Source organism: Pseudomonas sp. KCJK8993, assembly GCF_046230915.1.
Lineage (GTDB): Bacteria > Pseudomonadota > Gammaproteobacteria > Pseudomonadales > Pseudomonadaceae > Aquipseudomonas > Aquipseudomonas piscis.
Window position 1 is genome coordinate 12,530 of the sequence record NZ_JBJJLO010000023.1, and the last position, 12,515, is coordinate 25,044.

A 12,515-nucleotide genomic window follows, 5' to 3' on the forward strand; every position below is an offset into this window, starting at 1 on the left:
CATTCCCCATGCCGGCAAGATCCCCGAGCAGCATCCTCGACACCCCCGAAGGCCAGCGCCTGCACGGACCGGACGCCGAACACTGGCGCCAGTGGGGGCCTTACCTGAGCGAACGGCAATGGGGCACGGTGCGCGAGGACTACAGCGCCGACGGCGAAGCCTGGAAGTACTTCCCCCATGACCATGCCCGCAGCCGCGCCTATCGCTGGGGCGAGGATGGCCTGGCCGGGTTCTCCGACAAGGACCAGCACTGGTGCCTGGGGCTGGCATTGTGGAACGAGCACGACGCGATTCTCAAGGAACGCCTGTTCGGCCTGGACAACGCCGAGGGCAATCATGGCGAGGACGTCAAGGAGCTGTACTTCTACCTCGACGGCGTGCCCAGCCATGCCTACATGCGCATGCTCTACAAGTACCCCCAGGGGGCCTTTCCCTATGCCGACCTGGTGGCGGAAAACGCCCGCCGTGGCCTGGATGATGCCGAGTACGAAATCCTCGACACCGGGATCTTCGAGGACGACCGCTACTTCGACGTGACGGTGGAGTATGCCAAGCACACCGTAGACGACCTGTTGATGCGGGTCACGGTGCACAACCGCTACCACCAGCCGGCGCGCCTGCGGGTCTTGCCCCAGGTTTGGGCGCGCAACACCTGGAGCTGGGGTGGTGGTCAGCCCCGGCCGAGCCTGCGCCTGGAGGGTGAGCGACTGCTGGCCCGGCATCCCAAGCTGCCCGAGCGTGAGGTCAGCGCCTGGGGAGCCGAGCCCTGCCAGTGGTTGTTCTGCCACAACCAGAGCAATTTCCAGCGGCTCGAGGGCCTGGCCTGCCCGGGGCCGTTCAAGGATGGGATCAACGATTACCTGGTGCACGGCCAAGCCACGGCGGTGACCTTCGACTCCGGCTCCAAGGCCGCCGCGCATTTCGCCCTGGAACTGGCCGGCGGCGAGAGCCGTAGCCTGTACCTGCGCTTCGCCCCGGCGGGCAGCGGGCCGGTCAACGCCCGCAGCCTGTTCGAGCAGCGCCGCGCCGAGGCCGACCAGTTCTACGGGGCCTTGCAGCAGGGCATCAGCGACGCCGATGCGCGTAATGTGCAGCGCCAAGCCCTGGCCGGGCTGCTGTGGTCCAAGCAGCTGTACTACTTCGATGTCAACCAGTGGCTCGACGGCGACCCCGGGCAACCGGCGCCGCCCGAGTCGCGCCAGCATTTGCGCAATAGCCATTGGCGACACCTGTCCAACTGCGACATCGTCAGCATGCCCGACACTTGGGAGTACCCCTGGTACGCCTCCTGGGACCTGGGCTTGCAGGCGGTGGCGTTCGCCCTGATCGACCCGGGGTTCGCCAAGCAGCAACTGCTGTTGCTGGTCAAGGACCGCTTCATGCACCCCAATGGGCAGTTGCCGGCTTACGAATGGCGTTTCGACGACGCCAACCCGCCGGTGCATGCCTGGGCCTGCTGGCGGGTCTACCAGCAGGAGCAGGCCCTCACGGGCGAGGGCGACATGGACTTCCTCGAACGGGTCCTGCACAAGCTGCTGCTGAACTTCTCCTGGTGGGTCAATCGCAAGGACTCGGAGGGCCGCAACCTGTTCCAGGGTGGCTTCCTCGGCCTGGACAACATCGCCCTGTTCGATCGTTCCGCGCCCTTGCCGCCGGGGTACAGCCTGGACCAGGCCGACGGCACCGCCTGGGTCGCGGCCTATGCCCTGGACCTGATGCGTATCGCCCTGGAACTGGCCCGGCGCAACCCGGTATACGTGGATATCGCGGTGAAGTTCTTCGAGCATTTCCTCTACATCGCCGGGGCCATCAACCGGGTGGACGACAGCGCCGAGGGCCTGTGGGACGAACAGGACCAGTTCTTCTACGACGTGCTGCAACGTCCCGACGGCCGCAGCGAGCCACTGCGCCTGCGCTCCATCGTCGGCCTGCTGCCGTTGTTCGCGGTGCAGGTGCTGGAACAGCACGAACATGAATGCCTGCCGGGACTGGCCCAGCGCCTGCTGGGCTTTTTGCACCATCGGCCGGACCTGGCCAACCTGGTGTCGCGCTGGTACGAGCCGGGCAAGGGCAACCGCCTGCTGCTGGCCTTGCTGCGCGGGGAACGAACCAAGGATTTGCTCAAGCGCATGCTCGACGAGAACGAGTTCCTCTCGGCATTCGGGATTCGTTCGCTGTCCAGGGTCTTCGAGCAGCCATTCGCCCTGCAGGTCGACGGCAAGCAGTTGTGCGCCCGTTACGAACCGGCCGAGTCCGGCTCACGCCTGTATGGCGGCAACTCCAATTGGCGCGGGCCGTTGTGGATGCCGATCAACTACCTGCTGATCGAATCCCTGCGCGAATTCCATCGCTACTACGACGTCAACTTCTCGGTGGAATATCCCCAGGGCTCGGGTTACCTGGCGTCACTGCAAGAGGTGGCCGACAGCCTGGGCCAGCGCCTGACCCGTTTGTTCCTGCTGGACGAGGATGGGCGGCGGCCGTCGATGAGCGGCTACCCGCAGTTGCAGGCCGATGCCCGGGATCGTGACCTGGTGCTGTTCCATGAGTACTTTCATGGCGATAGCGGGCGCGGGCTGGGGGCCAGCCACCAGACCGGCTGGACCGCCCTGGTGGCGCTGCTGTTGCAGCCGGGGGCCTGAAGTCGCCGCCCGGCAAGCCGGGCGACGGTTCAGGAGGGGAACGCGGTTCAACCCACCAGGGCGATATCCTGGGGCTTGGCCCAGTTCTCGATCAGGCGCTCGGGGGTGCAGCAGGCCTTGCGCTTGTAGACGAAGTTGCGGCACTTCTCGGCGAAGCCCTTGCGGTTCTGCACCATGTCCATGTGCATTTCTTCCAGCTCGGCGTTGCGGCAGTGCTGCATCAACTGCGGATCGGCATCGAGCTTGCGCTGGCGCAGATGCTGGTAGCGCGGGTCGCTGGGCACGGCGTTGGCCCGTTGCAGCAGCCACAGGCCGAACTCTTCGGGATCCCGTGGACCCACTTCCTGGACCATGCCCATTTGCAGGGCCTGGAGGGCGCTGATGGGCAGGCAGGCTTCGGTCAACTGGCGGGCCAGGGGCTGGCCCACGGCGCGGGGCAGGCTGTAGGTCCAATATTCGGAGCCGAACAGGCCCATGCTCTTGTAGTGCGGGTTGTACACGGTATCGGCGCGGGCCAGGACCACATCGGCGGCCAGGGCCAGCATCAGCCCGCCAGCGCCGGCATTGCCGGTCAGGCCGCTGACCACCAGCTGGCGGGCGGTGAGCAGCTCGCGGCAGACATCGTCGATGGCCTGGATGTTGGCCCAGGCCTCCAGGCCCGGCTCGGGAGCCGCCTGGATCACGTTCAGGTGCACGCCATTGCAGAATGCGCCACGGCCGCCGCGCACCAGCAACACCTGGGTGTCGCGGGCCTTGGCCCATTGCAGGGCGCTGACCAGGCGCTGGCATTGCTCGGTGCTCATGGCGCCGTTGTAGAACTCGAAGGTCAGCTCGCCGACCTTGCCGGATTCGCGATAGCGGATCGGCTGGTAGGCCTCGGTGCTGAACGGCGTGCTGGCCACCGACCAGTCCAGTACCGGCACTGCGGCCAGGCGTTCGCCGAGTACATGGCGCGCCGGACGCTTGAAGGTTTCTTCGCCGCTCTGGGGCTTGAGCCGCAGGGAGCCGATCCACAGGCTGCTGTCGCCGCAGGCCACCAGTACCGCGTCGTCGTGCACCGCCAGCAGTTCCCCCGGGGTGCCGGTGCGCGGGTCCAGGTGCGCGTCGTATACGTAGTACTGGCCGCCGGCGAGGCTGGCCAGGACTCCGGGCTGGCCATCGGCGGCATCGATGCTGCGCTTGATGAACCGGGCGCAGTCATGCCAGCTGAAGGTGCGGTCCGCTTGCTTCATGTTCGGTTGCAGGCGGCCGAGCACCGAGGGCTTGTCGTAGTCCAGCGGTTCGGGGGTGTAGCCGTTGCGGAACTTCTCCACCACATCGCGGATGCAGTGGATCGCCGCATCGCTGACCGGGCCGTTGTACAGCTCGGACTTGCGCATCCCGGCCGGCAGGTTGAATTCGTGGGTGGCCCAGATCGGCCCGGCGTCCATTTCTTCCACCGCCTGCAGGGCGGTGACGCCCCAGCGCTTGAGCTCCTTGCTGATGGCCCAGTCCAGGGCGCTGGCACCCCGATCGCCGACGATGCCCGGGTGGATGATCACCACCGGCCGCTTGGGGTTGCTCCACAGCTGCTGCGGCACCCGGTCCTTGAGGAAAGGACAGATCACCAGGTCGGCGCCGGCGTCCTCGACCTGCTGGCAGACTTGCTCTTCGCTGGTGAACAACACGACGCTGGGACGATGCCCGGCCTGGCGCAGATCGAGCCAGGCGCGTTGGGTCAGGCCATTGAAAGCGGTGGATAGCAGGATGATCTTCAGTGATCGCATGACAAGACTCTTCCTTGAGTGATCGGGTGGCAGGCGGCTTTCGATGAGCCGTCCATGGCCGTGATGGAGGCGCAAGAGTAGGGGGGCACAGGCAATCGTCTGCTGACCGAGATCAATCAAGCGGCACCCAGGGTGCAGGGGCCGCTGGATGGCTTATGTTTTTTAGTTAGTTGTAGAGAATTTTTAATTACTTCAAAACAGGGTCGGCGCTATTGCACAGTCGCTGCCTCAATCCGGGACCGGGACTGGCCCGGCGCAATCATCGGTGTGCCAGGCGCTCGAACGCCTGCCGAGGGAGCAAGGCATGGGTACGAATCCGAACCCTCATTACCCGCTGATCGGGCAGATGTTCAAAAAGGACTACCAATGGTTGTGCGCCTCCGTCGCCCGGGCCCTGGGCTGTCACCACAGCGCCCAGGACATCGCCTCGGAAACCTTCGTCCGGGTCCTGGCCTTGCCCGATCCGAGCGCCATTCGTGAACCGCGGGCATTGTTGACCACCATCGCCCGGCGCCTGGTCTACGAAGGCTGGCGCCGCCAGGACCTGGAGCGCGCCTACCTGGAAAGCCTGGCGCTGGCACCTGCGCCGGTGCATCCCTCGCCGGAGGAGCGTGCCCTGCTGATCGAGGCGCTGCTGGCGGTGGACCAGTTGCTCAACGGTTTGTCGGCCAAGGCCAAGGCGGCGTTTCTCTATCACCAGCTGGACGGCCTGACCTATGCCCAGATCGGCGCCTTGCTGGGGGTGTCCACCAGCCGGGTGCAGCAGTACATGGCCGAGGCGTTCAAGCGCTGCTACCTGGCATTGGTGGAAACATGAGTCGCTCGCGGATCGACCCGGCGGTGGTGGACGAGGCCGCCCAGTGGATGGCCCTGTTGCAGTCGGGCCAGATGAGCGCGGTGCAAGCCGAGGCGTTCGCCGCCTGGCGCAGCGCCGACCCCGCCCATGAGCAGGTCATCGGCCTGATGGGCGGCGGGTTCGCGGCCCTGCAGCACCCTGCCCTGCGCCAGCTGAGCCGCGACAGCCTGCTGCACAGCCTCAACGCCCCGTCGAGCCGGCGACGCTTCATTGGCAGCAGCCTGGGCCTGCTGGGCATGGCGTTGGCAGCGGGGCTACTGGGGCGCCAGCTGGAGGGGTGGGCGCCCGCCGGCGCGCTGTACACCGGCGTGGGCGAGCGCCGCAGCCTGAGGCTCGATGACGGCAGTGCGCTGGTGCTCGATGCCTGTACCCGGGTGGTGGCGCATTTCGACCCGGGCCAGCGCCAACTGGAGCTGCACAGTGGTGAGTTGCAGGTGGACGTGGCCAGGGACCCGTCGCGACCGTTCGTGGTGCAGACCGAGCATGGCCGCATGCGTGCCCTGGGTACTCGCTTCCTGGTGCGTCGCGACGAAGCCTCGACCCAACTGGTGATGCTGCATTCCCAGGTTGAAGTGCTGACGGCCAATGGCACCCGGCAGGTGGTGGCGGCGGGGCAGAGCCTGCGCTTCGATGGCCAGGGCTTGCTGGCCCTGGAGGCGGCCAAGGGCTATGAGAGCGCCTGGACCCAGGGCCTGCTGGAGGCGCGCGATCGGCCGCTGGGGGACATCGTCGAGCAGTTGCGTCGTTACCGACGTGGCATCCTGCGGGTCGATCCCGAGGTCGCCGGCTTGCGCCTCAGTGGCCTCTACCCGCTGGACGAAAGTGATCGCACCCTGCAACTGCTGGAGCGTTCGCTGCCGATCCGGGTGCGCTACCACAGCCCCTACTGGGTCAGTATCGAGCCGCGCCAAGGCGGGTTATAAGCTCATAGCCCCTTGGCCTAACCCGCGCCCTATAAAAAACCGCCTGCCGCCGCTCATTCCCTGCAACTGCATTCAACAGGGAAGGGCTTCGGGATGTCTTCACAGAACTGTTTCAACCGTCCGCTCCGGCATCTATGCCGATTGTCGTTGGCCGTAGCCCTGGGCATCGCCAGTTGCCCGGCGCCACTTCTGGCCCAGGAACCGGCGGCCGGAGTCTTCTCCTTCGATATCGCCAAGGGGCCGCTGGACCAGGTGCTGCTGGATATCTCGCGCCAGAGCGGGGTACCGATCTCCTTCCGCCAGGACCTGGTGCAAGGCAAGCAGGGGCCGGCCATCCGTGGCGCACTGGATGCCCGGCAGGCGCTGGAGCGGGCGCTGCAAGGCAGCGGCCTGGAAGTGGAGGCCAGCGACCAGGGCCTGGTCTTGCGTCCGGCAGCGGCCAAGCCTGCCCCGGCCACGGTCCGCGCCGATAGCTCCGCCAGTGCCAGCGAGCCACGGCTATCGAAGGTCACGGTCACCGGCTCGCGCATCGCCCGGGCGCAGACCGACGGCGCGACTCCGGTCACCGTGATCACCCAGCAGGAGATGGAGGCCCGCGGCTACCGCAACGTCTACGACGCCTTGGCGACCCAGACCCAGAACACCGGCATGACCCAGGGCGAGGACTACGGCAACACCTGGCAGCCAGCCGCCAGTGCCCTCAACCTGCGCGGCCTGGGGCCCAACCATACGCTGGTGCTGATCAACGGCCGGCGAGTGGCGGACTATCCGACCGCCTATGGCGGCCAGGTCAACTTCACCAACCTGGCCAACATTCCTTCGGCGGTCATCGAGCGCATCGAGATCCTCAGCAGCGGAGCCTCGGCGGTCTACGGCTCGGATGCCATCGCCGGGGTGGTCAACATCATCCTCAAGAAGAAGATCGACGGCATCGACCTCAACCTGCGCGGCGGCACCAGCGAACGTGGCGGTGGCGACAACCAGCGCCTGCAACTGAGCGGTGGCGGCAGTTGGGGCGACTTCGACGGCCTGTTCGGCCTGGAGCTGACCCGGCGCGAACCGATCTGGGCCGACGACCGCGGGTTCATGGACAGCAGCCCGGCGGTGGATGTCGGCTACCGGCGCAACCTCGATACCGGCCGCTACCTGGGCCCCGGGTGCGGCGCCTACCAGGGCACCTTCGGCAATCACCTGGGCGGCAGCGGCGGGCGCTGTACCACCGACCAAATGTACAACGACTACTGGACCTTGCAGACCCAGAAGGAAAACTACGACGGCTACACCCGCGGGACCTGGCACTTCAGCGACAGCGGCCAGTTGTACGCCGACCTGATGTACGGCCTGGACCATATCCAGAACAACACCCGCGGCCCGACCTTCACCTCCCCGGATTTCATCAACGCCAACACCGGCAACCTGGAGCGCTGGTTCCGGCGTTTCTCCGAGGAGGAGATCGGCGGGCGCACCAGCAACAACAGCAAATGGCGCGAGACTTCCTGGACCGGCACCCTGGGGCTGTCCGACCAGCTCGGCGACAGCGGCTGGAGCTACGAGCTGGCGGCCAACCGTTCGGAATACCGCAGCGTGCGCAGCACCCGCTACCGGCCGTTGTCGACCATCCGCGATTTCTACCTGGGGCCGCAACTAGGTACCCAGGATGGCCACCCGGTGTTCGCTCCGGACCCGGCGCGCCTGGACCGGCCGCTGACTCCCGACGAGTGGCGCCAGTTCCGCCGCAACCAGACCGAGACCAGTCGCTCGGTGTCGCAGACCTACAACGCCTCGATCAACGGTGATCTGTTCGACTTGCCGGCCGGGCCGGTGGGGTTCGCCGGGGTGTTGGAAATGGGCAAGCAGTCGTATCGCATCGAGCCCGACTCGGGGCTCAACGAGGGGTTGTTCTACGGCGCCGCACCGGCGCAGGAGTCCGGTGGCTCGCGCAAGCGCTATGCCCTGGGCGGCGAGTTCAGCGTGCCGGTCACCGATAGCGTGCTGGCGTCCCTGGCCGGACGCTGGGACCAGTACAAGTTCGCCGATCGCAGCGAACAGCAGAAGACCTACAACCTCGGCCTGGAGTGGCGCCCGCTGACCAGCCTGCTGGTACGCGGCAGCTATGGCACCAGCTTTCGTGCGCCGGACCTGAACTACATCTACCAGGCCGACAGCAACGGCTACTACCCGGACCAGATCGACTACTACGGCTGCAGCAAGGGGGTGGAGGGCGCCTGTGATCGCGGGCGGGTGGACTACGTGCAGAGTGGCACCAGCGACCTCAAGTCCGAGCGGGGCAAGTCCTGGACCTATGGCTTGGTGTGGTCGCCGTCGCGCAATTTCGATATTTCCGCCGACTACGGGCGGGTGCAGATCGATGACTTGTTGACGAGCGTGGATCAGAACCGCCTGTTGCAGGAAGAGAACGCCTGCCGCAGCGGCGCCCAGGACATCCACTCGGCCAGTTGCCAGGCAGTGCTGGCGCGGGTCCAGCGCAACCCCGGCAATGCCGCGGTGGACCCCAACAAGCTGCAGCAGGTGCGGGTCAATGCGATCAACGCCGCCAGCGAGCGGGTCAGCGGCCTGGATCTCAAGAGCAACATTCGCTGGGGCGCTGGCGACTACGGGGCATTCAGCTCGACCCTGGGCTACACCCTGGTGCTTTCGCATTACTACAAGGAGTCCGACCAGGCCGCGAGCCTGGATTTGCGCTCCGACCGCAGCAACCATGACTGGCGCAGCAAGGCCAACGCCAGCCTGACCTGGGACTATGCGCACTACAGCGCGACCCTGATGGGCATCCGCTACGGCAGTGTCACCAATGGCAACGGCGATGGCCGGCTGTCGCCCTGGACGGTGTTCAACGCCAGTGCCCGCTACAAGATCAACGACCGCGCCAGCCTCGGCCTGACCGTCAACAACCTGCTCAACCAGTACAAGCACGACGATTCCGGCGGCTGGCCCTATTACCCCACCGGCAACTACGACGCCTACGGGCGCCAATGGTGGCTGGACCTGAGCTACCACTTCGGCAGTTGAACCCCCGTGGCCCTGCGGGCCATGCGCAGCCTGCGGCAGCGGCGGTTCTTGTAGCCGCTGTCGAGCCTGCGAGGCCATGCTCCGCAGGCGCTTCAGCGGCCCGGCCAGCGGGGTATCCCGGCGGGTATAAGGTCAGCACCCAACGGTCTAAACCGGACCTATAAAAAACCGCTGGCCATTGCACATCCCTGCATGAACCTAACGCAGGGATGGTTATCCATGAGTCTGTCTGTACCCCGTAAATCCCCCTTGAGCCTGGCCTTGCTGCTGTCTCTGCAGATCGTGCCGGCCTGGGCCGCCAGCGAGTCGTTCGACCTGCCCGCCGGTCCGCTGGACCAGACGCTGCTGGGCATCTCGCGCCAGAGCGGCCTGCCGATCTCTTTTTCCCAGGCGCTGGTGGCCGGGCATACCGCCCCGGCGATCAAGGGCCAGCTAAGCCACAACCAGGCCCTGGCCCTGGCGTTGCACGGCACTGGCCTCAAGGACGAGGAGGGCGCCCAGGGCGTGGTGATCAGCGCCGCGGCGACCCCGGCCGCCAGCGTGGCGCCGACCCCGGCGACCTTCGCCGAACCCACCACCCAGTTGCAGCGGGTCGAAGTCACCGGTTCGGCGATCCGCCGGGTCGATGCCGAGACCGCGGTGCCGGTCACCATCCTGCGGGTCGAGAAACTGCGCGAGCAGGGCGTGACCAGCACCGAGGAGTTGATCAACCGCATTTCCGCCAACCAGTCCTCGGTGGGTTCCGGGCGTTCGGTGGGCTCCAGCAGCGGCGGCGCGGCCTTCGCCGACCTACGTGGCATCGGTCCGAACAAAACCCTGGTGCTGCTCAACGGCCGGCGCCTGAGCAACAACGCCACCAGCTCCAGCAACGGTTCCGGGGTGGACCTGAACACCATTCCCTTCGCCGCCATCGACCGGGTCGAGGTCCTGCGTGACGGTGCCTCGGCGCTGTACGGCACCGACGCCATCGGCGGGGTGATCAACTTCATCACCAAGACCAGCCTCACCACCGGCCAGGTCAGCACCAGCTACGACACCCCGACTCATTCAGGCGGTGGCCAGAGCAATAACTTCAGCGGCAGCTGGGGGTTCGGCGACCTGGAGGAGGATCGCTTCAATGTCTTTGGCGTGGTCAGCCACGACAAGCAGGAACGCCTGGCGGCCAAGGACCGTGGCTACACCTACAACTACCAGCCCGGTCGCGGCCTGGACTACACCTCGGGCACGGCCTTCCCGGCCAACTGGAGCCAGGGCGGCAACGCCACCAACCCCCTGGCCGGTTCCGGCTGCAACGCCCCGGGGTTGCTGTCGCGCAATGGCATCTGCCGGCAGAGCCTGTGGAGCTATCTGGACCTGGTGCCGGAAACCGAGAAGACCTCGGCCTTTGCCAAGGCCACCGGCAAACTCAGCGATGAACACAACGTCAGCCTGGAGTACTTCTGGGCGCGCAACCAGAACCGCACCCAGATCGGCCCCGGCACCTTGATGGGCAACCAGATCAACCCGGGTACCGCGTTCTACCCGGGCAATGGCATCACCCCGGGGCCCAGCGACTTTGTCCTCGACCCCTCGCAGCCGGTATCGGTGAACTGGCGTGAAGCCCCGGTCGGCGCTCGTCGGCATGAAGACGACAACAGCAACCAGCGCTTGCTGCTGAGCTTCGACGGCAACGTGGCCGGCTGGGACTACAACCTGGGCGCGGCCTACAACCAGAACAAGGTGACCAACACCATCCGCAGCGGTTATGTGCTCGATCAGGCGGTGCGCCAGGGGATCGCCAACGGGGTGATCAACCCCTTCGGGCCACAGACCAGCGCAGGCCAAGCCTTGCTGGCGGCCAACACGGTGAGCGGCGACTACGGCACCGCTGTGGGCCGGGTCAAGTCCATCGACGGGCGTGCCAGCCGCGAGATCGGCGACTGGTTCGGTGCGGGCCCGGCCGGCCTGGCCCTGGGGGGCGAGTATCGCAAGGAGGATTTCCATCAGGATTTCGCGGCCTTCGCCGGTGACTTGCAGAACCTGGGAGTCGATCCCAATGGCGCCGTGGCGGGCGATCGCAGCGTGCAGGCCCAGTACGCCGAGCTCAACGTACCGGTGCTCGACAGCCTGGAGTTGTCGGCGGCGGTGCGCCATGACAAGTACAGCGATTTCGGCAGCACCACCAATCCCAAGTATTCGTTCCGCTTCCAGCCGTTTCGCGAGCTGGTGGTTCGCGGTGCCTATAGCGAAGGTTTCCGCGCACCTTCGTTGTACGAGTTGTACAACCCGAGCTATACCACCTTCACCAACGCCAACTACAACGATCCGGTGCTGTGCGCCGGCGGCAATCCGAGCCATGGCGGGATCGCCAACCGCGACTGCGCCCAGCAGTTCAACCGCAGCTCTGGCGGTAACCGCAACCTCAAGCCCGAGACCGCGCGCAACGTGACCCTGGGGTTCGTCTACCAGCCGTTCGAGCGCCTGACCACCGGGCTGGACTTCTGGTGGATCGATATCGCCAACCAGATCGCCGAATTCCCCGAGTCCTCGCCGTTCGAGAACCCCGGCCTGTATTCCGATCGCCTGGTGCGCAAGGCCGATGGCTCCATCGACCATGTGGTCACCGGCCTGTCCAACCTGGGCAAGCTCAAGACCGAAGGGGTGGACGTCAACTTCGACTATCGCCTGCCGGCCCTGGCCTGGGGCCAGTTCGGCGTGGCGCTGCAAGGTACCTACGTCAACCGCTACGAGTACCAGCAAGAGCTCAAGGGCGCCTTCATCGACAAGCTGGGGGATTTTCGCGGCGGTGATTTCTCCTCCGCCGGTGCGGTGGCGCGCTGGCGCCACAGCCTGACCGCGACCTGGAACCAGGGGCCGCTGGGCGCCAGCCTGACCAACCGCTACACCAGCGGCTATCACGACTCGGACCCCAGCACCCACCACAGCGTCGGCGCCTACAGCGTCTGGGACCTGGCGGGCACCTACACCTGGCGCAAGTCCCTGGCCGTCACCCTGGGGGTGAAGAACCTGCTGGACCGCGAGCCGCCGTTCAGCAACCAGACCTACACCTTCCAGAGCGGCTACGACCCGCGTTACTCGGACCCCTTCGGGCGGACCTTGTACACCCGGCTCAGCTACAGCTTCTGAACGAGCCGATAACGGCAGTCCGAAGGCTTTTTAGTAACCAATGGATCTAGACCCCGCTCTATAAAAAGGCCGGCCTGGTTGCACAACACAGGCAGGAGCGGGGCGTTGCGATCATCGAGAATCGCGCCCGGGTGCCTGGCGCACGGATCATCTTGGCCCGTGCGCTCCCGGT

6 protein-coding genes are annotated in these 12,515 nt (G+C 66.2%); 5 read left to right on the top strand and 1 reads right to left on the bottom strand.

Annotation, left to right across the window (positions count from 1 at the left end):
- Positions 1-8 precede the first annotated feature (8 nt).
- Positions 9-2,642 carry an MGH1-like glycoside hydrolase domain-containing protein gene (locus ACK6AU_RS10300; protein WP_409299151.1) on the top strand — a complete coding sequence of 878 codons (2,634 nt, stop codon included), beginning with the start codon at positions 9-11 and terminating at the stop codon, positions 2,640-2,642.
- 47 nt (positions 2,643-2,689) lie between these two features.
- On the opposite strand, the gene ACK6AU_RS10305 is transcribed toward ACK6AU_RS10300, so the two are convergent.
- Positions 2,690-4,408, bottom strand: a complete 1,719-nt coding sequence (locus ACK6AU_RS10305; protein ID WP_409299153.1) for a hydrogenase maturation protein — start codon at positions 4,406-4,408, stop codon at positions 2,690-2,692.
- 304 nt (positions 4,409-4,712) lie between these two features.
- On the opposite strand from ACK6AU_RS10305, the gene ACK6AU_RS10310 reads away from it, so the two are divergent.
- The 4 genes from ACK6AU_RS10310 to ACK6AU_RS10325 all read left to right on the top strand — a co-directional run bounded on the left by ACK6AU_RS10310 (position 4,713) and on the right by ACK6AU_RS10325 (position 12,343).
- A complete protein-coding gene (locus tag ACK6AU_RS10310) occupies positions 4,713-5,225 on the top strand; it encodes a sigma-70 family RNA polymerase sigma factor (RefSeq protein ID WP_185700837.1) in 513 nt (170 codons plus the stop codon).
- Entirely contained in the window at positions 5,222-6,187 is a 966-nt protein-coding gene (locus tag ACK6AU_RS10315; protein ID WP_185700838.1) for a FecR domain-containing protein, read from the top strand. The genes ACK6AU_RS10310 and ACK6AU_RS10315 overlap by 4 nt, the downstream gene beginning before the upstream one ends.
- Before the next feature lie 93 nt (positions 6,188-6,280).
- A complete protein-coding gene (locus ACK6AU_RS10320; protein ID WP_409299156.1) occupies positions 6,281-9,217 on the top strand; it encodes a TonB-dependent receptor in 2,937 nt (978 codons plus the stop codon).
- 219 nt (positions 9,218-9,436) lie between these two features.
- Complete coding sequence (locus tag ACK6AU_RS10325) at positions 9,437-12,343, top strand: TonB-dependent receptor (protein WP_260498068.1); 2,907 nt, start codon at positions 9,437-9,439, stop codon at positions 12,341-12,343.
- The last annotated feature ends 172 nt before the right edge of the window (positions 12,344-12,515 follow it).